Origin of the sequence: Paenibacillus sp. AK121, assembly GCF_019042715.1 — a bacterium.
GTDB lineage: Bacteria > Bacillota > Bacilli > Paenibacillales > Paenibacillaceae > Paenibacillus > Paenibacillus polymyxa_C.
The window spans coordinates 352,703-378,158 of record NZ_JAHPJM010000004.1 but is presented as its reverse complement, the minus strand read 5'-3'; the positions used below and the strand labels follow the sequence as shown (position 1 = coordinate 378,158).

General features: G+C 46.3%; 15 protein-coding genes. 11 read left to right on the top strand and 4 right to left on the bottom strand.

Annotation, left to right across the window (positions count from 1 at the left end; translation table 11 throughout):
- Nucleotides 1-3,294 (top strand): DUF5704 domain-containing protein, encoded by a 3,294-nt coding sequence (locus tag KSP24_RS10500; protein WP_216975090.1) that lies wholly within the window; start codon nt 1-3, stop codon nt 3,292-3,294.
- A 279-nt stretch (nt 3,295-3,573) separates the two neighbouring features.
- Here the strand turns inward: KSP24_RS10500 and KSP24_RS10495 are convergent, their stop codons facing one another.
- Genes KSP24_RS10495 through KSP24_RS10485 form a run of 3 tightly spaced genes read right to left on the bottom strand, consistent with a single transcriptional unit; the run spans nt 3,574 to nt 6,387 of the window.
- The gene (locus tag KSP24_RS10495) at nt 3,574-4,575 is read right to left on the bottom strand and encodes a DUF5643 domain-containing protein (protein WP_216975089.1); all 1,002 of its coding nucleotides are present in this window, start codon (nt 4,573-4,575) and stop codon (nt 3,574-3,576) included.
- A 53-nt stretch (nt 4,576-4,628) separates the two neighbouring features.
- Complete coding sequence (locus tag KSP24_RS10490) at nt 4,629-5,831, bottom strand: DUF4179 domain-containing protein (protein ID WP_216975088.1); 1,203 nt, start codon at nt 5,829-5,831, stop codon at nt 4,629-4,631.
- Nucleotides 5,803-6,387 carry an RNA polymerase sigma factor gene (locus tag KSP24_RS10485; protein ID WP_216975087.1) on the bottom strand — a complete coding sequence of 195 codons (585 nt, stop codon included), beginning with the start codon at nt 6,385-6,387 and terminating at the stop codon, nt 5,803-5,805. The genes KSP24_RS10490 and KSP24_RS10485 overlap by 29 nt, the downstream gene beginning before the upstream one ends.
- A 367-nt stretch (nt 6,388-6,754) precedes the next feature.
- On the opposite strand from KSP24_RS10485, the gene KSP24_RS10480 reads away from it, so the two are divergent.
- Nucleotides 6,755-9,286: a rhamnogalacturonan lyase gene (locus tag KSP24_RS10480; RefSeq protein ID WP_216975086.1), complete on the top strand. Its 2,532-nt coding sequence runs from the start codon at nt 6,755-6,757 to the stop codon at nt 9,284-9,286.
- A gap of 283 nt (nt 9,287-9,569) precedes the next feature.
- Here the strand turns inward: KSP24_RS10480 and KSP24_RS10475 are convergent, their stop codons facing one another.
- Nucleotides 9,570-10,610 (bottom strand): substrate-binding domain-containing protein, encoded by a 1,041-nt coding sequence (locus tag KSP24_RS10475; protein WP_058829035.1) that lies wholly within the window; start codon nt 10,608-10,610, stop codon nt 9,570-9,572.
- A gap of 511 nt (nt 10,611-11,121) precedes the next feature.
- Here KSP24_RS10475 and KSP24_RS10470 point away from each other — a divergent pair.
- The 9 genes from KSP24_RS10470 (at nt 11,122) to KSP24_RS10430 (ending at nt 25,397) form a co-directional block, all read left to right on the top strand.
- Nucleotides 11,122-12,084 (top strand): ABC transporter permease, encoded by a 963-nt coding sequence (locus KSP24_RS10470; RefSeq protein WP_216975085.1) that lies wholly within the window; start codon nt 11,122-11,124, stop codon nt 12,082-12,084.
- A 15-nt stretch (nt 12,085-12,099) separates the two neighbouring features.
- Nucleotides 12,100-12,981 (top strand): carbohydrate ABC transporter permease, encoded by an 882-nt coding sequence (locus KSP24_RS10465; protein WP_013369666.1) that lies wholly within the window; start codon nt 12,100-12,102, stop codon nt 12,979-12,981.
- A 63-nt stretch (nt 12,982-13,044) separates the two neighbouring features.
- Nucleotides 13,045-14,634, top strand: a complete 1,590-nt coding sequence (locus KSP24_RS10460) for an ABC transporter substrate-binding protein (protein WP_216975084.1) — start codon at nt 13,045-13,047, stop codon at nt 14,632-14,634.
- A gap of 26 nt (nt 14,635-14,660) precedes the next feature.
- The gene (locus tag KSP24_RS10455; protein WP_216975083.1) at nt 14,661-16,118 is read left to right on the top strand and encodes a glycoside hydrolase family 32 protein; all 1,458 of its coding nucleotides are present in this window, start codon (nt 14,661-14,663) and stop codon (nt 16,116-16,118) included.
- 41 nt (nt 16,119-16,159) lie between these two features.
- Nucleotides 16,160-19,417: a glycoside hydrolase family 32 protein gene (locus tag KSP24_RS10450; RefSeq protein WP_216975082.1), complete on the top strand. Its 3,258-nt coding sequence runs from the start codon at nt 16,160-16,162 to the stop codon at nt 19,415-19,417.
- A gap of 232 nt (nt 19,418-19,649) precedes the next feature.
- Complete coding sequence (locus tag KSP24_RS10445; RefSeq protein WP_216975107.1) at nt 19,650-21,386, top strand: ABC transporter ATP-binding protein; 1,737 nt, start codon at nt 19,650-19,652, stop codon at nt 21,384-21,386.
- Nucleotides 21,367-23,205: an ABC transporter ATP-binding protein gene (locus tag KSP24_RS10440; protein WP_216975081.1), complete on the top strand. Its 1,839-nt coding sequence runs from the start codon at nt 21,367-21,369 to the stop codon at nt 23,203-23,205. Before KSP24_RS10445 ends, KSP24_RS10440 begins: the two co-directional genes overlap by 20 nt.
- A 355-nt stretch (nt 23,206-23,560) precedes the next feature.
- A complete protein-coding gene (locus KSP24_RS10435; protein WP_216975080.1) occupies nt 23,561-24,760 on the top strand; it encodes an MFS transporter in 1,200 nt (399 codons plus the stop codon).
- Entirely contained in the window at nt 24,753-25,397 is a 645-nt protein-coding gene (locus KSP24_RS10430) for a TetR/AcrR family transcriptional regulator (RefSeq protein ID WP_216975079.1), read from the top strand. Before KSP24_RS10435 ends, KSP24_RS10430 begins: the two co-directional genes overlap by 8 nt.
- The last annotated feature ends 59 nt before the right edge of the window (nt 25,398-25,456 follow it).

The following is a 25,456-nucleotide window of genomic DNA, read 5'->3' as shown; positions in this document are numbered from 1 at the left end:
ATGAAGAACACAAAACGCATTTTGGCCGCATTGCTGGTGGGGGTACTGCTGTTCTTGCAGCTCCCACCTTTTTCTTTTCCCACAGATAAGGCAGTAGCCGAAACAGAAATAACACCGCTGTCCTACTATGCAGACAGGAATGCTCGCTACTTTGTTGGCATGATGTACTTCGACATGTGGATGAACACTGCTGGTAAATGGGTTACCGATGGTGGCAAAGAGCCAGGAAAAGGGATGCACGGTGAGGCGAAGTTCACGTACAAATTTAATTTTCCTGGTCGTAAGATTAAGAGCGTAGCAGCAAAATTGTATAATCCAGCAGCAGAAGTCAACAAAAATAATCCTGATTATAAAAAGTATTTTTCCAAGTCTCGGTCTGATGAATACATTGAGTATGTAGATTATGTAAGTGATGGCACGAAGGAAGACGACATTCGTGCCTTCAAAATAAATGGAGTTGGAACGGATACAACTATTATTCCAATCACGGTGAATATAAAATTGAATGCGATAACTCAACCTAAAAACATCAAGGAAGAGAGCTGCCCTACCTGTGCCAAGGAAGTAGAAGCATACCGCATCTACCAGCCCATTTTATTCAAAATCGAACTAGAGAGCGCACTCATCGTCAAGCATTTTACAACTGAAGGGAAGTCGCTTAACAACGTATTTACACCAATAGAAGATGAACTAAAACCTAATCAACCGTATGACTTCATCCCGCCAACCAATCCGAAATATGAGTATGTGGGTTACAAGAAAAGCACGACAGGTAAACCGCCAAGCGGAGATATTTTGCCGGGGATTGTACCTGGGTTTACCTATGACGGTTCTTTTGAACAGTTTACCGCTTACTTGTATTACAAAGAAGCTCAGGGCTGTCCGAAGCCTGGAGAAAGCCAAGAGGGAGCGCCCTCAAATTGCCAAGATAATGAACAGCCAACGAAAGGTGTTGTCTGCTCCCGTCCCGTTCCAGGTCTGCGCTTGGAAACTGCCGAACTGGACCCAGTAGTATCTGCCGTGATCAAAGCGGACCAGCGTGGTCGGGAACGATTTGACGTATCCAAAGGTATTCCTACCTCTGAAAGCCTGTACGGTCATGTGCAAGCCAAGAGATATCTTTTTCAACATAAGTTTGTGAACATGACGGGTCAGTGTACATATACGGTGAACGTAAAACGGGAATATCGGTTGACCTGGCGGCCTAAGAAAAAATCTCGGCGGAATGAGACGGTGAAGCGAACTTATACTTACCAAATCGTCCGTCCGTACTCCTATTGGAAGATAGACAATTTGGAGGTATATGGTATTAAAGAGGCTTCACTCCGAAACTATGCGTTACCCAATGAAGCAATCACCCTGTTTCCGCAATCCTATAATCCCCCTTCCTATATTGCGGCGACCCAGGGTAACTTTTATCCGCCCCCTGCACCAGGGACAGTGGATGGAGGTAGTCGTAGCAAAAACGGCGGCAGCAGCAAGCCCAGTGTGCCTGATGATCGCAGTGTACTGAAATCTAAGGCAGAGGAGGCAGTTAAGGAAATTGAAGTGGAGAACGATACTTTGACCTTTGAAAACAAGATCATTATGAATCCAGAGCGCGTCAAGGTAAATGGCCCTAAACCAGGTGTGATTCCCTCTTCTGGAGCGATTGGGGCCGATGTGCTGTACAGTCCGAATCATGTGATTGATAAGCATAAGATGAATAAGCCCGACACGCCCAGCAGTGGTGACATCACTTACGCTATTCTCAAAGGAAATATCAATGGAGGTGCGGATAAAACGTTGCCGATACAGGGGATCAATACAGTGACTGTCCACACTCCCGTAGTGAATCTGTCTACAGTGTCGGATGATGCTGCTCACAATCAGAAAACCCAACCTACGAAGGGACGATCCGCACTTATTTTGGAGCGTCCTTTCCGAGTCACGATTTCGACAGCAGGTCCGCATTTGAATATTCCCGGCTATGGTGATCGGGAGTATGCCAAATATGTACGAACCAAGCAGGTGCGCTTTCCATTCGATGTGTACGACAAAGGAAAGACGCATTTTTATCCGCGAGGTACCTGGATCGACATTCCGGTACTACAGCTGGACACAGACTTTTATTTGCCCGTATGGGTCGATGAAGGCAATTATACAGTCGAGTTCCGCACCATTGCCGAAAATGCACCGGATGGATTCACCGAGCAGCACCATGCCAACACAAATCTCGCTCATCATGTTGCCAATGATGTGGTGAATATTGAGGTCATCGGACGGATGTATGATTTTCATATCACGGATATTGCAGATTACCATTGGGAGCGTGTATTTCGACTGCAAAAAGGAAGCCCACTGCATAGTGGCCTGTCCTATTGGACAGGACTTGGCAATATTGACGGGTTGCCTAGAGGGAACCCGGAGCCCTTCACATTGCCTGTTCGCCCCGGCAGTCATCCATTTGAAGGGTACGCAAATGTGGCGGTCAAGACAGGCTATCATTTCAAGTTTGACCTCAAAACCAAAGGCAATATGTTCAGCGCCCGGGATGGAATTCGCATTACCCCTTCATTTTATTGGGTGAGCAAAGATGGGCGACAGCGGGAAGAGGTAGATCTGTATACACATGCAGGCAGCCGAAAGTTTATCCGTGTAGGATCGGCGGAGGACCGGGAGAAGCGATATGTTATTTTGAACGAACGGCTACGCAATGTCCCTATGGAGGAAATGAAGGATACAGCAGCCTACCAATATCAACATGGACTGAGTGAAGCAGAGCGGAGTCAGTTAACGCTGGAACGTTATGTGGCGCTGTATGCCCAGCGTATCACACGCAGCAAGACCTGGGTTGGACGCTACGACTGGCTGGTGCTGCCTGCGGCTGTACGTACCTTGATCGGTCCTAAGACAGACCTGCCGGAGGGGGTGGATGCCGATCGTGCGAATGCGGCGATTCAGCGCTGGTATGGCGAGTATAGTCTGCCTGCCGATGTGTACGCGGTCACCAAAGGGACGGATTTACGTAATGTAAGCCGAGAGAGGGAGTTAAACGAACATACAGATCTATTCAAGAAGACAGGCTTTATAGTGGTTCGTTTTAATTTGGAATCGCTCCGTCAGGGGGACACCGAGCATCCACATTTGCAATATATCAATGGCCCGCTTTTGAACCAATGGCAACTGGAAGGATATCGCAGAGAGATAAAGGACCCATACGGACACACCTTTTATTTACAGGATGGGGATATAGTATTTTATCATGCAGACCAGTCTAGTCGGGACGACTTCAATTCCTTTGTCCCTCACTAATTAGGAGATATACCAATTAAGGGTAAACTAAACCTATCCTTGACGATGTTGTACAAGCTTGACAAGCTCCTGTGTAGAGCGCTCGGTCGCTTTCCAGCTTTTTTACCGATGCTCCCTTACTGTGCAGGTGCAATGTGAGCGGATAATTGAAGCCACTTCAGCACTAGTATAACCAGTAGAATCAGTAAAGTAAGCAGGGGAAGGAATGGCTTAACGTAAAGTAAACAAAACGAGCAAGCCTGGATTCTCTTTCAGGCTTGCTCGCTTCTTGCATCGATGTTATTGGGCTGGCACGGGAATGGTCATTTCGAGTTCCTTAATGTATGTTTTATCTCCGTTTTTATATTTCCCGTCGGCTCCCTTGCCTTGACCGACAACACTCCAATTAGAGGGATCGACTGTAAATGTATACGGTTTGATCGTCACATATTGGGGTTTGCTGCCTATAGCACTGTACAGCTCATCAATATGATACTTCGTTCTAGGCTTGCTATGATAGAAGCCGACTCTCCGTTGCTGAAGCGTTTTCCCCTGATCATCTACGATGTCATAATACATCATGGATGGAGCGTACTTTCCTGTCTGCTTGGTAGATGCAGGCACTTGACCTTCGCTGTCTAGCACCAGCCGGGTTGTACGGTAGGCAATATCGAGCTGTTTGACTGTATAACTGAAATCCCCACTCTTTTGGGTTTTATTTGGCTTGATACTCACCATATTACCGTCCTTTTTAACAGGGACTTTAAACTCAAAAGGCTTGCTGATTCTGGTAACCCCTACCTGGATAGTCATTTCAAACTCGTCTGGAAGTGCATCCAACTGATTGTATTCAGCTTCTACGGCGTTCTTTTGAGATACTTTGTCTCCGAACGAGCCAAGGCCTTTAAATGCCTTCCCATCAATCAGAATTTGAGGCCTCTTGATATAGCCCTTCTTTTGATCTTTCTCAGGAACCATATACTTCTTGAGGCTTTTACTGGCCTTGGCATCTACTGGGAGGTACAGGCTCATGACTCCCTCAGGTAAATTTTTGCCTTCACGTTCGATGGAGAAGGACAAGCGTGTGCCATCATAAAACACATCGCCAAGCTTCAGTGTAACCCCGTCCTGCGTTAGGCTCAGATTGGAAGAAGCGGCTTGCGCGGATTTCGCGTCACTAGTGGCTGCTGCAATGGGGGATATGTTTTTTGGTATGGCTGCTCCTGTTCCTATTATCGCGAAAGCCGAAGTTGTAAGTAATACCCGTTTTAGGAATGTTAATTTTAAGTTTGTTTGTTTCATTAGATATGTTCTCCTCTCATGAAATGAAATTCATGTATTTAAAAAATTGGTGATTAGTTATTCAGGGGAATCTTCATTTCGAGTTCCTTGATGTACGTTTTATCTCCTCTTTTATGCTTGCCGTCAGATCCCATGCCTTCACCGACAATACTCCAATCAGCCGGCTTGACGGTCAAGGTGAATGGCTTAATCGTTACGTATTTCGTATTCGGCTTGAGAGCATCATACAGCTCATCCACATGGTATTCTGTCTTAGGCTTGCTGTGAAAATAACCGAATTGGCGCTGCTCAAGAATGTCGCCCTGATCATCCACAATATCGTAATACATCATCGTTGGCGCATACTCTCCCGTTTGCTCCGGAGAAGCAGGCACTTCACCTTTACTGTCCAGCACCAGCCGAGTCGTTGTTGAGGTGGATTTCAGCTCCTTCACGGTATAGCTGAAGTTGCCGGTGGTTTTTGCCTCATTCGGCTTGACAGTAATCATGGTGTTGTCTATTTTCACCGGAACCTTGAATTCATAGGGTTCATCAACACCCGTCATCGAAGTTCTGATCGTCAACTCAAACTCGTCCGGCAGGGAGTCCAACTTCATGAATTCCCCTACGACTGAATTCTTTTTTTCCGGATCATCACCATACGAGTTTAGGTGAGAGTCTATTTTTTTTCCATTAATCAAGACTTCGGGGAAGTATTTAAAGTACCCCTTAAGCTGATTCTTCTCAGGCACTTTATGCTTCTTTAACCATTCCTTATCGTTACTTTCAGTTTTGACATCTGTAGGCAGATAGGGACTCACAGAGCCTTCCGGCATATTCTCGCCTTGACGTTCAATAGAGAAGGACAGGCGTGTACCGTCGTACAGCACATCACTCAAGGTCAGTGTAATCCCGTCATGAGACACAGTTTCATTAGGGTGACTGAGAATGCCCTTATCTACAGCAGTCTGAATTTCATCCGAGCTCAATCCATAAAAAATACTGCCAATTCCGGGAATTTGCTTGAGTGTGGCCGCCATCGTGGGTGATACAAACCCGGCGCCTACCACTCCTGTCCCTAATATGCCAACTACGGATGCCGCCAGAACAGCCCGTTTTGCAAATTTCGATTTCGTCGTCTTTCTTTGCATGGCTCTTTTTTCAATCTCCTTCATAATTTGATCACTCATACTGCCTCTGGGCATGACTGATTCATTGATCCAATCCTCCAACTGGTCCATTTCGCGTTCATAAGGTGGTGTTGGGCGTTTGTCCATTAACAAGTCCTCCTTTGCTTCTGTGGTCCAGCAGCTTGCGCCGAAGCCGCTCATATTTTTTGCGGATGGTTGCCGACTTCAAACCCATGATGTTGCTAATCTCCTCAAAGCTGTATTGCTCAACAGCCTTCAGCAGCAGAATATGACGCTCTTCCGGTGTAAGATAAGTCAGCAGTTCTTCAATTACGCTTTTATAAGGTGATACTTGGACGATTGGATCTTGTTCCTTGACTTGTTGAACCAGTCTGAGCCAGCGGCTGTGCTTCTTTTTGATGTTCATTAAGTGATGGTAGGCCATTTTGTATAGCCATGCCGAGAAGCTGGTTTGTCTGCTGTATTGATGAAGATTCTCATAGGCTCTGATGAAAATGTCCTGAACAGCGTCCTCTGTTGCTTCATGATTCTTCAAAATATAGAAGCAGTAGGTGTACATCTGCCGCTCGAATTGTCGAATAATGATTTCGTAAGTCTGCTGTTCACCAGCCTTGACGCGCTCTACGGCCAGCTCAATCTGGCTGTGTTTATCCTGTTGATCCCCGGGGATGGTTGCCTGCAAGAGCTCACCTCCTTGTATTTATGTCTATATAACAATCGCAACGGGGCGTTTTGTGACATTATTTTTGTGAAACCTTGATAGGTATGTATGTTTTGATCACAGCTCGTCCATTTTATCATCTTATGATATTCGGATATGCCCACTTCAACTAACATGGTCGTTTCATGAAATGGACTGTTAGTAGTGGTTAATGGGGACATTTTAATTGAAACGAACAACAACACGGATTTGTGTAGAGAAATGCACGGATATTTAAACGCGTTTGGAGGAACGGCAAAACTATAATAATAAGGAATTTAAATTATGTAAGCGCAATCATTTTGGGTGTTTGCTTGTCATCACAATACAATTGAGGAGGACGAATTGGATGGCTCAAAGGAAAGGCGCATGGCGAAAGGGAACCTTGACCGCCACGTTGGCAGCAATGCTGGCGATGACGGGTACGACTGGGGGAGTGGCTGCGGAAGACTTGTCCGAACCCACGCTGCAGGCAGAATCATCAATCCCAGTAGAACAGAATCGTAGCGGCAGCATTCAGTTGGAAAAGCTGGATCGCGGACTGGTGGCTGCGGCGACGCAAGAGGGGGTATTTTTAAGCTGGCGGTTATTGGCCCAAGAAGTGAACGGCTACGGTTCAACAGGGCTGACAGGAGCGGACTTTAACGTATACCGTGATGGCAAGAAAATCGCAACGGTGACGGACAGCACCAATTATCTGGATAAGGAAGGAACCGGAAATGCGGTGTACAGGGTCGCTTCAGTCGTTAAAGGGAAAGAGAAGGATCGCAGTGCCAAAGTGAAGCCATGGCAGCAGAGTTATTATGAGCTTCCTCTGCAAAAGCCTGCTGATGGCGTAACACCCGCAGGTGAATCCTATACGTATTCGGCCAACGATATGAGTGTGGGGGATGTGGACGGAGACGGCCAATATGAATTTTTTGTAAAATGGGACCCATCCAACTCTAAAGACGTATCTCAGAAGGGGTATACCGGAATTACGTATGTCGATGCGTATACGTTCGAGGGCAAGCTACTGTATCGAATTGACCTCGGTGTGAATATTCGCTCAGGTGCGCACTATACACAGATGATGGTGTATGATTTTGACGGCGATGGCAAAGCCGAGCTGATGTTCAAGACGGCTCCAGGGACCAAAACGATTACTTTTGATAAAAAGGGCAAACCCAAAAAAGAAAAATATATTACCCTGCCCCGTGAGGATCGCAAAGCTGGAATTACACATAAGGATGATTATCGTTTGAGCCGCACGGATTATTATGAGCATGTAGTGAACATATTTATGAACTGGACGAAGCATGAAGAAGTGATCAAGGGGCAGTGGCCTGCTACGCTGGAGGAGTGTTTTGGTATTGCTCCAAAATACAGCTACCCGTTATCCCGAAAGGATGCGGAAAGCCTGACGGATTACTTTATGGATGTGTATGCTCCTGCGCGGAGCGACAAAAACAAGCTGAGAGAATTTGAAGGCTTCATTGTGGATGGGCCGGAGTATTTGACCATTTTCAAAGGAAAAACGGGGACTGAGCTGGAGACGATTCGCTATGAGCCAGAGCGCCATGACGACGGTCTTATGTGGGGAGACTATGCTATGGCCCGGATTGAACCTGCTAACCGCGTGGATCGTTTTCTGGCAGGGGTAGCATATCTGGACGGACGTAAACCATATGCCGTATTTGCACGTGGCTATTATACGCGTTCCACCTTGGTCACTTACACGTGGGATGGTCGTCATCTCCAAAAACATTGGATGGTGGACAGTGGTTGGGCACCGATGACCAATCCGTTTAATGATAGCCCACACGGACGGGATGGAACGGACCCGAAATTCGGCACTTTGACTACACAAGGAGCACATTCGCTGAGTGCGGCAGACGTGGATGGAGATGGCAAAGACGAAATTGTATATGGCTCCGCCACGATTGACCATGATGGTAGCCTACTGTACAGCTCATTTGATGTTATGCCTCCTGAAAGCGCAATTCCGGGCCAAACCGCCAGATTGGGACACGGCGACGCGCTGCATGTGACCGATATTGACCCTGATCGGCCAGGAAAAGAAATCTTTATGGTGCATGAAGGCGGCACCTATGCTCCTTATGGTTATTCGCTGCGGGATGCCAAAACGGGCAAAGTCCTCTACGGTGGATATTCCGGCAAGGATACAGGCCGTGGGATGGTCGGTGACATAGACCCGGATCAGCGAGGACTGGAGACTTGGGCCATAGGCTTGTGGACCGCTGCGGGCAAACAATTGGATACGAAGATGCCGGGTACCAATATGAGTATCAAATGGGCGGCTGATATGACCACACAAATCGTGAACGGGGCGATCGACGTAACCCCAACCATTGAAGATTGGAAACGAGGCACAATACTAACCGCATCAGGCACCAAAACGAACAATTATACCAAAGGAACGCCATCGTTGGTCGCTGACATTTACGGAGATTGGCGTGAGGAAATGCTTGTCCGTACAGCGGATAGCTCGGCGATTCGTATCTATTTGAGCACCAAGCCCACAACGCATAAATTGTACACGTTGATGCATGACCCGCAGTATCGTGCGGATGTGGCGCGTCAAAATACCGGCTATAACCAGCCGTCCTACACAAGTTTTTACTTTGCATCCGATATGGATTGGGCGAACGTGCCCATTCCCAAGCTCTACACACCAAGAGCCTTGATGAATGAAGAGAGCAGTGACGAAGCGGATGAGGTAGAGGCAACGGAGGTAGATGAAAAAGAAGTCGATGAAATGAAAGTTGAAGAAACGAGCATCGATGAAACGAAAGTTGATGAAACGGAAATAGGAGCGAAGAAAATAGAGGGAGAGTCAGCAACTCCAGTAGTTCCTGTAGTTCCAGCAGAGGGTCTATAAACGACTAGCTGAAGACTAAGACTCTATCTCCGCATCCATCAGTTTAATAGACTTAGAAAAATGGCAAGTCTCTGATGATTTAGAGGCTTGCCATTTTGTATTATTAAAGTTGAAGAGTGCTGAAAGCAGTGGAGAGGACGGAACGATTGCGAAAAAGCGTCAGGGTCGCCTTTGTATCCAGATTTTTACCACTAAGCTATTCAATAAAATCCAGATACAACAGCGATTGGAGCAACGTTCCGTTCGCGGAGCCCCGCAAGAATACCTCTTTTACACTCACCAGCTACTGCAATGTCGGAGTCGATTCTCTAAATATCGGCTCTGTTCTGATATGCGTAATCTGATAAGGTCTGGAAGGATCTTTGACCCGTGCCAATAGCATCTCAGCCGCCGTAATCCCCATTTCGTTGTTGTAGATATGCACAGTGGATAAATGAGGCTCCACAATCCGGGATTCAGGAGCGTTATCAAACCCAAACACAGCAATATCTTCAGGGATTTTCAAGTTTTTATTTTTGAGCGCTTTCATGACACTGACGGCGATAAAATCATTGGCGCATACGAACGCGGACGGAAGCGCGCTCATACCCTCCAATTGCTTATCCATCCAATCCGATTCGGAGAAAAAATTTCGGTCCTGATCAACGATGCAGCAAGATAAATCCACACTTAGGCCTGCTTCGATTAAAGCACGGTTATATCCAACCCACCGCTCGTTGAAGCTTTTGCAATGTTTATAATCCCCAGCAAAACCAATCCGCGCAAATCCACGATTAATCAGGCTTTTGGTAACAGAATAAACGCTATGTTCATTTTCCATCAACAATAAATCCGCTTTCAAATCAGGACAAAAAATGTCCACCGAGCAATCAATAAAAATTGTGGGCAGTCCCAAACTCGTAACGAGCTCACTATACTGTGGATCGAACATTTCAATGCAAATGATTCCGTCAACCTTGGAGGCTTCAAAATTATTAGGAAGTGTTCCCGCTTGGATTTCGTTTTCCCGCACAATATGAATCGACAAATTATACCCTTCTGCACTTATTCTTTTTTCCAGCCCACTGATCAGCAAGGAGCCAAAATGCGAGCTGTTTGGCAGATTGCATGTAAACAGGGCAATGTTACCTTGGTTCTTAGGGATAATGCTGTCTGTTTCCACATAGGCAAATTGCTTATATTTGAGTTCGATCGCTTTTTTAATGACCTTGTTCCGAGTATCAACCGGGATGCTGTCACTACCGTTAATCGCTTTGGATGCGGTATTTCGGGAGATTCCCAAAGCGTCAGCAATGTCTTGAATGGTGACTTTTTCTTTCTTCATAGACTGGTTCCACCTTCACTTAATAAATGGATTGCCTGAGAGGTACAGTTGCCTCTGCCAGCTCTCCGTTCAGACCTAAAATGTATCCTAAATGTATAATAGTTCGCATAAAATAGCAATGTTAACATTACAAATGACTAAATTATTTTTACATTTGTGAAGTTTGCTTAATAGCCTATATTTATCTTCATCGGATCAAAAAATGAACTGAAATTCAAGTTTATATAAGCTGGATAAAAAAATGCTCATTGAAATAGAGAGGGGAGATCAGTGCCGTATAAGTGAAGCGGTCATTGTGAATGGGGAACTTTCATATTTGGATTATTGGGTATGATTATTTTATTTTTTGTTACAAAGATTCAAATTGACAATATTATTTTGGTCAAATGTAAATAATTTATTTTACAAAAGTTATTGACGATGATAAATCAATTTGGTAAATTGAAGATGAAAATTGTAAGCCTTTTCAATTGTATTATACAGACGGCTATTACAGATGGGGGGAAGGCAAATGGCCAACTTGGCTAAGGCAGCTCAGAGAAATGTCGCACTGGGGGAGCAAAGGACCATTCGCAGTAAATTAAACTATATTCGTAAGAACTATTTTCTTTACGTACTGCTGGCGCCTGCGCTGATTCTTACGATTCTTTTCAAGTATGTTCCGATGTACGGGGCGATTATTGCTTTCAAGGATTTTAGCCCGCTCAAGGGGATTTGGGGAAGTGACTGGGTTGGACTGAAATACTTCACTAAATTTTTAGACTCGCCTAATTTTACAGATATTTTCTTTAATACGCTGAAACTGAGCTTCTACGGGCTTGTACTCGGATTTCCTGTACCGATCCTGTTGGCGGTCATGCTGAATCAAATCCGCAAGGCGGGGTTGAAAAAGAATATCCAGCTTGTTTTGTACGCCCCTAATTTTATTTCGGTCGTTGTCATCGTGGGTATGCTGTTTATTTTCTTGTCCCCGACAGGACCCCTGAATCAAATCATTGCATCGGTGACCGGCAACCCTGTGATCTTTATGACAGAGCCTGAATATTTCCGCTGGATTTATATCCTGTCTGGAATTTGGCAGGGGGCGGGGTGGTCTTCAATCATTTATGTAGCTGCGCTAGCTAATGTTGATCCCGAGCTGCATAATGCAGCAAGTCTGGACGGAGCCAACCTGCTTCAGCGCATATGGCATATTGATTTGCCGACGATTAAACCCATTATGGCGATTGTTTTTATCTTGGCAGCAGGAGGAATCATGTCGATCGGGTTTGAGAAGGCGTATCTCATGCAGACATCCATGAACTTGCCTACTTCTGAAATCATTCCTACCTATGTGTATAAAGTCGGCTTGCAATCCGGCAATTACGCCTATTCTGCAGCGGTCGGGCTGTTCAACTCGGTGATTAATGTGGTTTTGCTGCTGACCGTTAACTTTATCGTCAAGAAGCTCAATGAGGGAGAAGGGCTTTATTAGGAAAGGAGCCTCTTTATGCATGTCAAACATTCTAATCTGGACCGCTTCATCCTAGGTGTGAATTATATTGTGCTCACTCTAGCTGTATTGATTATCGTAGTTCCCTTAGGTTATATCGTTATAGCATCGTTTATGGACCCGACCGTTTTGTTAAGCAAAGGGCTATCCTTCCGTATTTCGGATTGGAGTGTGGAGGGATATCGGAAAATTTTGTCCAACCCGGCGATGCTCCGTGGATTTGCCAATTCGGTGTTCTATTCTTCATGCTTCGCCTTGATCTCTGTGACGGTTTCGATTTGTGCTGGCTATGCCTTATCGGTGAACAGCTTGGTAGGGCGGAATTTCTTTATGACATTGTTTATCATCACCATGTTTTTCAGTGGAGGGCTGATTCCAACTTACCTGCTGGTCAAAAATTTAGGGATGCTGGATACCGTATGGGCCATCCTTCTTCCCGGTGCGATCAATGTGTGGGATCTGATTTTGGCCCGAACATTCTTTAAAGGTGTACCCAATGAATTAAAAGAAGCTGCCAACGTGGACGGAGCCTCGGACTGGACCATATTTTTCAGAATCGTGCTCCCGCTGTCCAAACCCATTATTTTTGTCATTGCGCTATATGCCTTTGTCGGTCAGTGGAATTCTTATTTTGATGCCATGATTTATCTGGATAATGCACAGCTGCATCCACTTCAATTGGTGCTGAGATCCATCCTGATCCAAAATCAGACGATGCCTGGCATGATTAGTGATCAATTGGCAATGGCAGAACTGAAACGTCTTTCGGAAATGATCAAATATTCATCAATTGTCATCTCCAGTCTTCCGCTACTTGTGATGTATCCCTTTTTCCAAAAGTATTTTGAAAAGGGCGTTATGGTCGGCTCCTTAAAATAAAAGATGCCGGGAACTTCATTTGCTACACGTGCATTTTACCTTTATCCGATGGAGGTCATCCAGATGAAAACAGTCAAAACTGCCTCATTTGCCGCACTGGCGGCGATCTTAGTTCTTTCCGGCTGCGGCAGCAGCAATTCCTCTAATGAGAGCGATGCAACAGATGTGAATGGAAAAGTGACGCTCAACTTTTTAACCCAAAGCTCTCCACTCGCTCCGGCAGACCCGAACGACAAGCTGATCAACAAACGGCTGGAAGAAAAAACAGGCATTCATATTCATTGGAAGAATTTTACGAGTGATCAGTTTGTGGAAAAAAGGAATCTGGCTATTGCCAGCGGTGATTTACCGGATGCAGTGTTCGATGCGGGCTACTCGGATTACGATTTGCTCAAGCTGGCCAAAGACGGTGTCATTATTCCGGTGGAGGATTTGATTGAACAACATATGCCGAATTTTAAAAAGGTATTGGAGCAATCCCCGGAATATAAAGCGATGTTGACTGCGCCAGATGGACATATTTATTCCTTTCCGTGGATTGAAGAATTGGGAACAGGAAAAGAAGCGATCCAGTCCGTAGATGATTTGCCATGGATTAATGTGGAGTGGCTGAACAAGCTGGGCTTGTCCATGCCAACAACGACCGAAGAGCTGAAGCAGGTCTTGATTGCCTTTAAAACAAAGGACCCCAACGGCAACGGGCAGGCGGATGAGATTCCGTTATCGTTTATAGATAAACCCGGCGGCGAGGATTTGGCCTTTTTATACGGGGCGTTTGGGCTTGGAGAGAACTGGGATCATACAGTAGTGACGAACGATGGGAAAGTCGTTTTTACGGCAGCGGATGACGGATATAAGGAAGCAGTCAAATATATTCATGATTTATACAAGGAAGGGCTGGTGGACATAGAGTCTTCCCAGCAGGATTGGAACACTTATCTGGCCAAAGGGAAGGATCACCGCTATGGTCTGTACTTTACATGGGATAAGGCTAATATTACAGGCCCGAATAAAAAATACGATCTCATGCCGCCGCTGGCTGGACCGGATGGACGTGTGAATGTTACACGGACGAATGGCATCGGCTTCGATCGCGGGCGCATGGTAATCACCAGTGCCAATAAGAAGCTGGAAGCGACCGCCAAGTGGATTGACCAGCTGTATGATCCGATCCAGTCCATACAGAACAACTGGGGAACTTATGGGGATACGAAGCAGAAAAATATCTTTGAGTATGATGAGGCAAAGGGAATGTTGAAGCATCTGCCGCTGGAAGGCTCGGCTCCGGTGGAAATCAGACAAAAGACGAACATTGGCGGACCGTTAGCTGTATTGGATGAATACTACGGAAAATACACAACCCAGCCAGAAGATGCCACATGGCGATTGGGTTTGCTCAAAAAGGTGATGGTTCCCCATATGCAAGCAGATCATAATTACCCTAAAGTATTTTTCTCTATAGATGAGCTGGACCGCTTATCGACCATTGAAACCGATCTATTCGCCTACGTTCTCCGCAAACGTACGGAATGGTACCAGAATGGCAAGGTCGAAGAGGAGTGGCCGGAATATTTGCAGGAACTGAACAGTTTGGGGTTACAGGAATGGTTGCAAATCAAACAGGCGGGCTATGACAGAAACGCAAGTAAATAATTCTTTTTTCGAGGGAGATGGAATATATGAACGTTGTTAGGCAAGAGAAATACCGCCCATCCTATCACTTTTCACCGAAAAACGGATGGATGAATGATCCGAACGGAATGGTTTATTTTGAAGGACGTTATCATTTGTTTTATCAGCATCATCCATTCGGCACAACGTGGGGTCCTATGCATTGGGGGCATGCGGTCAGTACTGATTTGGTGAACTGGGAGGAGCGGCCGATTGCTTTGGAGCCGGATGGGCTAGGAACGATTTTTTCCGGGAGCGGCGTGGTGGATGAGCGGGATACGTCCGGTTTTTTTGAAGGCAAGCCGGGTTTGGTAGCTATTTTCACTCATCATTATTCGCTTCCAAACACGGATCAGATACGCCAATACCAGAGCCTCGCCTATAGTACAGATTCAGGTGAAAGCTGGATTAAATATGCGGGCAACCCGGTACTGGAGGATGAGCATTGCATTGATTTTCGTGACCCCAAAGTGTTCTGGCATGAGCCTACAGAGCAGTGGGTGATGGTGCTGGCCTGTGGTCAGACGGTTCGAATCTATCATTCTCCGAATCTGAAGGAATGGGTGTTTGCCAGTGAATTTGGACACGGCATCGGTAGCCATGACGGGGTGTGGGAATGTCCGGATTTATTTCCGTTATGGGTTAATGGGGAGAGGTCACAGGTAAAGTGGGTTATGCTCGTAAGTATCGGTGATCATCCGGAGATCCGGGAAGGGTCGAGAACACAGTATTTTACGGGTGAATTTGATGGGACGACATTTGTGGCAGATGTGGAAAGTGAAAAAGTCCGCTGGTTCGATTATGGCAGAGATAACTACGCAGGTGTGTGCTGGTCGGATATCCCGGCAGAGGACGGACGACGCCTGTTTATGGGCTGGATGAGCAACTGGAGATATGCCAATCAGACCCCGACGGAACGCTGGAGAGGTGCCATGTCCATTCCGCGTGAACTCGCACTGGAAACGAGAAAGGGCACAGTGGCACTTATTCAGCGCCCTGTTCGGGAACTGGAGGGATTAAGAACTCCTGTCCTGTCACTCACAGAGCCATCTTGGGAGGAAGTGCGGAACGCATTGTCTGCCCTGCAACTGGATTGCTACGAACTTGTGGCTGAATTTGCAACTACCGGAGACTTTGGCTTTAAGGTGCGGGTATCGGATGAACAAGAGACACTCGTCGGTTATACTTCCGCCACGCAGGAAGTATACGTCGACCGGACACGGTCAGGCTGTTCAGATTTTCATGAAGACTTTGCAGTCAGACATGGGACCTCACTAGGAATCTTACCAGATCGAATGGACATCCGCCTCTATGTGGATCGCTCGTCTATTGAAGTATTTTTCGATCGCGGACAGGTAGCCATTACCGATTTAATATTTCCTGACGCAGAAGCTAAGGGGCTTGAAATATTCCCATCGGAAGAGCAGGTAACTTTATTTTCGCTGGAGCTTTATGCGCTGAAATGAGATTTTCTTCATAATCCATACTGGAAGGTAGGAAATTGGCGATGAGGATAAAGCTCACAAACACGCGAACGAACCTGACGGACTGGCAGATTAAAGGACAGGGACATATTGAAGATAACGTTCAGGGACTTTTACTAAGATCGGAGCCACAGGAAAATGTGATGGCTATGTCTGCAACCATGTCTGAGGATTTTACTTTTGAAGCAGATGTAATGGTCACAGACCTACAGGCGGATGCTGCCCTGGTATTTCGTTCCAGTAGGGATGGATGGTTTTCCTATATGCTTCAAATTGTGCCGTCCGCCGGGTTGGTGCGGCTACGGGATGCTGCTGGAGATATCGAAAGGCTCAAAGAGGAACGGCCAGTAGAATTACAAAAAGGAGATATTTATCATCTCAAGGTGAAGGTGGAAGGTCCTCATCTTAAAGTGTACTGGGATGAAGGCTATCGCCCGATTATAGATGTGGTCGATATGACGTATGCATCAGGATATTTGGGACTGAATGTCTGGAATGGGTCGGCATTATTTCAGAACATTCAAGTCAGTGATATGGATACGAATGTAGGTGAACTGCTTTTAATCCGTGGGAAATGGCAACCGGACCTAAAAGGGCAGAGAGCCGAGGAAACAAGTATGGAAGGTGCGCTCAAAATATACGATACCGCAGCTGCTGACCTGGTGATGGAAGGCAGTGTGACGCTGAATTCTTCTCAACCGGGAATAGAAGCAGGACTATTTTTCAGAGGGAATCAGAAGGGAACAGAGGGATATGTTGCTTCTGTGCAAGGTGAGGATCATCAGGTTCGGGTACATCTGAAAAAGGCGAACGGAACGTTGGTTGCAAGCTCGGCTATGCCGTATCTGGATACATCGGGCAGTAAACACAGTTTGGAAATCATCGCACATGGAGAGCGGATTCGCGTGTTTGTAGATGGCTACACGCCTGCGGCGATTGACATCGTGGATAACAGTTATTCCAGTGGTTTTATAGGTATAAAGGCAACTGGGGGAACGGCATATTTTCAGGATCTCTACCTTACCCCTGTCTCGAATTACTATACAGAAAAATATCGTCCGCAGTATCATTATTCTCCTGCCAGAGGTTCAGCCAGTGATCCGAACGGATTGGTTTATTTTGAGGGGGAATATCACCTGTTCCATCAGGATGGTGGACAGTGGGCACATGCAGTCAGTCTGGATTTGCTGGATTGGAAAAGGCTTCCTTTGGCATTAAAGTGGAATGATTTGGGCCATATCTGGTCCGGCTCGGCTGTAGCTGATCTCTCCAATACTTCCGGATTGTTCAGCGACTATGGCGGGAAAGGACTGGTTGCGTATTACACCTCCTATAATCCCGATCAGCCCAAGGGAAACCAGAGAATTGGCCTTGCTTACAGCACAGACCGGGGACGGACATGGCAATACTCAGAAGACCGTTCGATTGTAATAGAGAATCCGGGCCAAAGTGAAAACGATCCTGGCAACTGGGATTTTCGTGATCCGAAAGTAGTATGGGATGAAGCGCATCAGCGCTGGATTATGGTCGTGTCGGGAGGTGACCATATCCGTTTTTTTACCTCCGCCAATTTATTAGATTGGAGCTGGACGGATAACTTTGGCTACGGTGATTATATACGGGGTGGGGTATGGGAGTGTCCTGATTTATTCCCGCTTCCGGTAGACAAAGGCAACACCTCTAAATGGGTGCTGATGATTAGCACTGGAGCCAGCACGAACACTCAAGGCTCGGATGCGGAATATTTTATCGGTGAACTGACGTCTGATGGAAAATTTCAAAATGATCTTCCGCCGGGGAAGGTGCTGAAAACCGATTGGGGCAAGGAATTCTATGCCTCGATGTCCTTCACCAATGTACCTGGCGGGCGGCGTATCATGCTGGCATGGATGACGAATTGGGACTACCCGTTCAGCTTTCCGACTTCGCCCTGGAAGGGGCAGTTCAGCATCCCGAGAGAGTTATCGCTAAAAACGACCCGTGAAGGTATCCGCTTGATACAGCATCCGATATCCGAACTGACTTCGCTGCGTTCCCATTTATTTTCACTAGACCATGAGAGTATCACGGAATCTTCTCCGAATATACTGGAAGGCTTGAATGCGGGGGCCTATGAGATTGAAGCAGAGTTCGAATTCCCTTCCGTTGGGATGGCATCGACTTTTGGGTTTTACGTACGGGAAGGCGGTGAGCAAAGAACGGCAGTCGGCTATAAAACAGATGTACAACAGATGTTTGTAAACCGTGCTGATTCAGGGCTTGCCGATTTCTCTCCCCTGTTTTCAATGTTTCATGAAGCATTGCTGGCACCCGTCGGGAATCGGATTCAAATGCGTATATTTGTGGATGAATCATCAGTTGAGGTGTTTGGTAATCATGGGGAAGTCGTATTTTCTGATCTCATTTTTCCAGATTCGGCGCGTAGAGGAATGAGCTTCTATACCCAAGGTGGTGAAGTAAAAGTTGTTTCTCTTCATGTGTATGCGCTACGCAATAGCTGGAGGGTTACAGAGGCTTCACCCATCAGACTGATGATGGATTACACTCAGCTGGAGCTTGCGGAAGGACAGTCGAAACGTCTGTATGCGAGTGTGGAGGACCATTCCGGGAGAAAAGGACATTTGCTGAATTGGGAATCCAGCAATCCCGCAGTCGTCAAGGTGATCGTGTCAAATGAGGGTAGCGCGATCGTTGAGGTACTTTCCCTTGGAGAAGCCGTTGTTACAGCCTCCATCCCGGGAGATACGGTAAGAGCAAGTACCTCTGTTACCGTACACGGCGGGATGTTTTATACCAACCTTTCAGGTTGGAAGCCGGATGTCTCTGCATCCCGCTGGATGGTGACGGCAGATGGTATACGCGGAAGTTATATCAGTGATGCGAATTATATGGCTTCTGAACAGGCGAAAGATTTTACGTATGAGGCTGATATGAAGCTGGATGGAAATGGGAGTGCTGGCTCCATGATTTTCCGTGCCAATGCGGACGGGTCGAGTGGCTATTATTTGAATTTGGATCCGAACATGAAATCCATTCGCCTTTTTTATAAAAAAGAAGGGCGATTCGAGGAACAACAGGTGCTGACCAAGGTTCCAAGATTTGTACTCCCGGGAGTAACCTATCATATCAAAATCCAAGCAAAAGGATTACGCCTTCGTATAGAGATAGACGATGAACAGGTAATCGACTTGGAAGATGGTACGTTTGCCGCAGGGCATTTTGGCATTAATGTATTTGGAGGGCAAGCTTTTTACCAAAATGTAAGGGTCGAAAAAGTCTGATTTGAATTTCGTATTTTTGAAAGAGAGCTGTATTTTACGAGCTCTCTTTTTTGCGTCTTTTTTAGCCGGAGCCTGCAAATTGCTGGTTAAACGAAGACCTGCAGGAGGGTATAATAAAATATAGTGCTATATAAAGTGCGTATATATGGTGTTACAGCAGGTTTTGATTGATATAACCATTAGACGCTGATCTGGAAGGACGGCTAAGGCAATTGGAGGAATACTTGTGGGGATGATGTTCTCTTTTCTAAAAAAATATCGGGTTCCAGCCATCGCGGCGCTCGTGATGATGTTGCTGGAATTGACGGTAGAGTTATCGCAGCCGTATTTGATCTCCAAAATCATAGATGAGGGCATTCGGCAGCAGAATTTGCCTGTCGTCTGGTTATGGGGCGGTGTACTGGTGGGCAGTGCCGTTATCGCTTTTATGGCAGGGATATCGAGCTCCTTTTTTGCTTCGCATGCAAGTCAGGGTTTTGGCTATGATGTGCGGGAAAAGCTGTATCAAAAGGTGCAATCCTTTTCTTATCCGGTATTCAAACGGTTTGCTACTTCGTCGCTGATTACGCGCCTGACGGGAGATGTCACGCAAGTACAAGATACGGTGTTTATGAGCTTGCGATTTATGACACGGGTTCCGCTGGTGGTCATCGGCAGTATTGTGATGGCCTTGATTGTACATTTTAGGCTTGGGCTGCTACTGGCGGTTATGGCCCCGGTGCTGTTCGTATTTGTGCTGGTGACGATGCGGAGGACTGTCACTTTGTTTAAGGGTGTCCAGCGGCGCTTGGATGATGTTAATGGAGTAATTCAGGAGAATCTGACAGGCATACGGCTTATCCGGGTTTTTGTGCGAATGCGGCATGAAATTGAACGCTTTGCCCATTATGGAAGCGAATTGATGAAAGGGACAGTGTCCGCTTTACGCTGGACAGAAACGACGATACCGTTCATTTTGTTTACGATGAATGCAGGGATCATTGCAGTACTTTGGTTTGGGCGCGGTCAAATTTCCACTGGAGATGCCAGTGTAGGACAGGTGGTGGCAGTCGTCAATTATTCCCTGCGGACGATTGGAGCTTTGTCTGCCTTGTCGGGTATCGTTGTGGTATTTTCCCGGGCTACTGCATCCACAGGAAGGATTCGAGAGGTTTTGGAAACACCTAATGAAGAGGGGCGAGAGCTGGGGGCTGTTCCAACACAGAACACACGAATGGAGGGACAGGTGGAAATGGATCGGGTGAGCTTTCATTATCCGGGCAGTGATTTGGCTGTATTAAAGGATATATCCTTTAAGGCACGACCGGGTGAGCGAATCGCTATTATGGGAGCTACTGGTTCGGGCAAATCCTCACTTGTACAGTTGATTACACGTCTGTATGAAGAAGATGAAGGTCATGTGCGCTTTGACGGAAAGGACGCTCGTGAACTGGATGGTTCCATACTACGTGAGGCGATTGGCTATGTCCCTCAAGAGGTACTGCTATTCACCGGCTCGATTCGGGATAATATTGCCTGGGGGCTGGAGCATGCGAGTCTGGAGCAGATTCAGGAAGCCGCACGCATGGCGCAAATCCATCATATGATTGAACGCTTGCCACAAGGCTATGACACCATGCTCGGACAGCGTGGCGTTAATCTGTCTGGCGGACAGAAGCAGCGGCTTTCGATTGCCCGCGCATTGGTGCGCCAGCCGGCAGTGCTGATTCTGGACGACAGCACAAGCGCGCTGGATGTGGGGACAGAAACAGCATTGCTGAATGCATTCGATGGCCTGTCCTGCACGACATTTCTCATCACGCAGAAGATCAGCTCGACTGCATCAGCAGATCAGATTTTACTGCTGGATGAGGGGCGTCTGATCGCAAGTGGAAGTCATAAGCATCTCATGGATAGCTCGGATCTGTACCGGCGTATCTATGAATCACAATACGGAAAGGAGGAGTCGCATGTTCAAGGAACTCATTGAACCGTTCCGTCAGCCTACACCGGAATCCGGTGTACTGCGAAACCCGGCAGGTGCTGAAGGACGACGCAAGGCCAAAGCGAAGAACTGGTCTGGCACGGTAGGGCGAATATGGGCTTATCTGGCTCGTCGCAAGGCCAAGCTAATGCTGGTACTGTTCATGGTGTTGCTCAGCTCCGGGCTGTCGCTGCTGGGACCATATTTGGTTGGCGTAGCGGTGGATGATTTTCTCGAAGGTCCGGGTGGACGCACGTGGATTTATTTTCTCATAGGTTTAGGGGCTGTATATTTACTGAACTCGCTGACCTCCTGGCTGCAAAATATCTGGATGATTGAGATTGCCCAAGAGACGGTATACCGCATGCGTTTCGATCTGTTTTCACATTTGCATCGACTCCCCATTCCTTTCTACGGCAAACGTCAGCAGGGAGAAATTATGAGTCGTCTGACCAATGATATCGAAAATGTCAGTTCTACGCTGAACAGCTCGGCCATTCAGATTTTCTCAAGCATATTGACGCTCATCGGTACACTCACAGTGATGCTGTGGTTAAGCCCGCTAATGACTCTGCTAACCTTTATCGTGGTGCCGTTAATGGCAGCCGGGATGCGCTGGATTACACGCCGCACCGGGCCTTTATATAAGGAACGACAGAAGAACTTGGGCGAGCTGAACGGATACATCGAAGAAACGCTGTCCGGTCAGCAGATTATTAAGGCATTTTCACAGGAGAAGAGGGTTATTCGTGATTTTCGTGAGCGTAATGACCGTATTCGGCTGTCAGGTTTCTGGGCACAAACGATTTCAGGCTTTATCCCTAAGCTGATGAATGGACTGAATAATCTCAGCTTTGCTATTGTAGCAGGGATCGGTGGCATTTTGGCCATTCGCGGCTCGATTACGATAGGGACGATTATCGTATTTGTAGAATATGCTCGCCAGTTTACTAGACCGCTGAACGATTTGGCTAACCAGTGGAATACACTGTTGTCCGCCATTGCCGGAGCTGAGCGTGTATTTGAAATATTGGACGAAGATGAAGAGTCCAAGGATGAACGTGGCGCAGTAAAGCTGAAGCATGTAGAGGGAGCTGTGCGGTTTACGGATGTTTCCTTTGGTTATGATGAGGGAAGCGCTACGCTAGAAGCGATCTCTTTTGAAGCTAAACCTGGTGAGATGATCGCGCTGGTCGGCCCGACCGGAGCAGGAAAAACGACACTGATCCAGCTTCTTTCCAGGTTCTATAGCCCAGACAAGGGAACGATTACACTGGACGGGCGTGACATTACGACCATAGAGCGTGAAAGCTTGCGCTCCCGTATGGCGTTTGTGCTACAGGATACCTTCCTGTTTCAGGGGACCATTCGTGAAAATATCCGCTTTGGCAGGCTGGATGCCACTGATGAGGAGGTTGAACAAGCATCGAAGCTGGCCAACGCCCACTCCTTTATCATGCGGATGAAGGACGGGTACGACAAGGTGCTGGAAGCGAACGGCAGCGGTATCAGCCAAGGTCAAAAGCAGCTGCTGGCGATTGCCCGTGCGATTTTGGCCAACCCTTCCATCCTGGTACTCGACGAGGCGACCAGCAGTATCGACACCATTACCGAGATGAAAATCCAGGAAGGACTGGAACGGCTCATGCAGGGCCGAACAAGTTTCGTTATTGCGCATCGGTTGAATACCATTCGTCAGGCTGACCGGATTTTGGTCTTAAAGGGCGGCCGTCTGGACGAGCAAGGCTCCCATGAGGAGTTGCTGGCTCACAAAGGCTTTTATAGTGATTTATATTATGGTCAGTTGAGAAAACAAAGCTCATAAGCTGGCTTGATCAACAGATTTACAGGCATATTTAGAAAGGACTACGCTGGAACTCCTTTTCTAAGTATGCCTTTTTTAAAGCTACGTAACGTTAAATATACCCATACCCCGTAGATGTATGACGGGTTCACCCAAGAAAAGCATCTGCTATATTAGTAGAACAAATAAGAGGTATATTACAAGAGTTCGCAAAAAGGGAGCCTCATGTGTAAGTCCTGCATAAAAAGGTCTCTTTCCGTATTAGCTTGGCTCAATTAGGTTTGTATTTTTATTTACAATGGCTCCTATTTCAACTAAGATGGTTTACACATAGTAAAGGTTTACATAGTGTAAATAGTTGAAGGGGGTTACAAATATGAGCAGCTTACCTAAGTCTGCTAAATTTCCACTTTTCATTTTGATGCTGAATCTGTTTATTGCTTTATTGGGTCAAGGCATGGTAATTCCCATTTTGCCTGAATATCTGAAACAATTTAATGCGGCAGGAGCTGCTGCGGGGTATCTTATTGCCGCTTTTGGAGCAGCACAGTTTATTTTTTCACCTCTAGGTGGTCAGCTTTCGGATAGATACGGGCGAAAATCGATGATTATTATTGGTCTGTTTTTAACCGTCATTTCGGATTTGATGTTTGCGGTATCTACGACATTGCCCCTTCTATATATTGCTAGATTTATTGGGGGGATGGGTATTGGATTAATGGTACCTTCCAATATGGCCTATGTCGCTGATATTACCACTCCTGAAACCCGCGCTAAAGGAATGGGGTACTTGGGTGCTTCCATGAATTTGGGGATGGTGCTTGGTCCGGGGTTAGGCGGTATGATCGCTGAGTTTGGTATAAGGGTGCCCTATTTTTTTGCTGGTGGACTTGGACTTGTAGCAACGCTGCTTAGCTTATATATGCCAGAGACACTGCCTAAGGAACAACGAAAATCAGTTGACCAATGGGTCCGACGGGAGCCCATTCGAAAGCAAATCCTGAATTCATTTCGGACGTCCTATTTTCGTTATCTTCTCCTCATATTGATCATGACATTAGGTTTGATGAATTACGAAACGGTGTATGCTCTTTTTGTGGAACGAAAATACGGTTTTGATGCCACTAAAATCTCAATGATCATTACGGTTGGTGCCATAATAGGCATCGTGGTGCAAGTATGGCTGCTTGATTATCTCATCAAGAGACTTGGCGAGATGAAGCTCATACGCCTCTCTTTGATCATGACAGCCATTGCTTTACTGTTCATGCTCATTAAGATCAATTTAGGTTATCTGCTGGTGGTATCGGCTCTGTTTTTTGCCTTTAATGCTTTCTTAAGGCCAACAGTAAGTACGATGATCGCCAACTCGGCTGGTGATCGTCAAGGATATGCCGCCGGACTGAATACGACGTATACCAGCCTAGGCAATATTTTGGGACCCATTTTAGCAGGTTTATTGTTTGACAAACACATTCATATTCCTTATATTTTTGGTGCACTAATCCTTGCATCTGCCCTTTTCTTAACCTTTCAAAAATCAAAAAATGAGAAACGGATGGTTGCTAATGACTGAGAACTGGCACCAGAATTTGAAAAACAAAAATCGGGAAGAACTCATTGCGGCTGCGAAGGAACTTTTTATGAAGCAGAGCTTTCTCAAAGTTAATATTAAGGATGTATGCCATGTGGCCGGTGTAAGTCGGGTTACATTTTATAAGCACTTTCAGTCCATGAACGAACTGATTTTTGAGGTTCAGATTGAAATTCTTGAGAGTATGACTGAATTTGTTAGAAGAGCACCTTCAGCCGAAATGAATGGTAAGCAGATGCTTACTTCGATGCTTGATGCATGGATTGATTATGCTTGGCAACATCCAGATTACATCAAGTTTATTCTGTTATTCGATCTGCATTACGAAGCTTATGATTCAAATCAAGAACTCAAAGAACAGTACAAAAAATTTGTTAGCCGCGAAAAGGAACAACATTTCCTGATAGATGCTCTGGAAGCTGGAATCCAGGATGGATCATTAAAGTCGGATGCTGAACCCTTAAAGACTGCGCATTTTATCTTCACGTCTATGATGGGTTTACTCCAGAAAATGAGCCTAGCTTCCAAGGAAGATTGGAATAGTGAATTTCAGGATGTACAAATTGCAAACCGATTTGTAGGGATGCTGATTCAGCATTTAAGTCCAGAAAGTGATTAGGTAGGAGTCGCTCACCGTATTCCAAGGGATTTCAGTGTCCGATAAAGCGAAATAGAATA

What these genes read in the sequence shown, in the direction of transcription:
- KSP24_RS10430 (WP_216975079.1), top strand. Translation starts at nt 24,753, where the DNA reads ATGACTGAGAACTGGCACCAGAATTTGAAAAACAAAAATCGGGAAGAA.
- KSP24_RS10495 (WP_216975089.1), bottom strand. Translation starts at nt 4,575, where the DNA reads ATGAAACAAACAAACTTAAAATTAACATTCCTAAAACGGGTATTACTT.
- KSP24_RS10445 (WP_216975107.1), top strand. Translation starts at nt 19,650, where the DNA reads ATGATGTTCTCTTTTCTAAAAAAATATCGGGTTCCAGCCATCGCGGCG.
- KSP24_RS10480 (WP_216975086.1), top strand. Translation starts at nt 6,755, where the DNA reads ATGGCTCAAAGGAAAGGCGCATGGCGAAAGGGAACCTTGACCGCCACG.
- KSP24_RS10500 (WP_216975090.1), top strand. Translation starts at nt 1, where the DNA reads ATGAAGAACACAAAACGCATTTTGGCCGCATTGCTGGTGGGGGTACTG.
- KSP24_RS10460 (WP_216975084.1), top strand. Translation starts at nt 13,045, where the DNA reads ATGAAAACAGTCAAAACTGCCTCATTTGCCGCACTGGCGGCGATCTTA.
- KSP24_RS10450 (WP_216975082.1), top strand. Translation starts at nt 16,160, where the DNA reads ATGAGGATAAAGCTCACAAACACGCGAACGAACCTGACGGACTGGCAG.
- KSP24_RS10475 (WP_058829035.1), bottom strand. Translation starts at nt 10,610, where the DNA reads ATGAAGAAAGAAAAAGTCACCATTCAAGACATTGCTGACGCTTTGGGA.
- KSP24_RS10490 (WP_216975088.1), bottom strand. Translation starts at nt 5,831, where the DNA reads ATGGACAAACGCCCAACACCACCTTATGAACGCGAAATGGACCAGTTG.
- KSP24_RS10435 (WP_216975080.1), top strand. Translation starts at nt 23,561, where the DNA reads ATGAGCAGCTTACCTAAGTCTGCTAAATTTCCACTTTTCATTTTGATG.
- KSP24_RS10455 (WP_216975083.1), top strand. Translation starts at nt 14,661, where the DNA reads ATGAACGTTGTTAGGCAAGAGAAATACCGCCCATCCTATCACTTTTCA.
- KSP24_RS10440 (WP_216975081.1), top strand. Translation starts at nt 21,367, where the DNA reads ATGTTCAAGGAACTCATTGAACCGTTCCGTCAGCCTACACCGGAATCC.
- KSP24_RS10465 (WP_013369666.1), top strand. Translation starts at nt 12,100, where the DNA reads ATGCATGTCAAACATTCTAATCTGGACCGCTTCATCCTAGGTGTGAAT.
- KSP24_RS10470 (WP_216975085.1), top strand. Translation starts at nt 11,122, where the DNA reads ATGGCCAACTTGGCTAAGGCAGCTCAGAGAAATGTCGCACTGGGGGAG.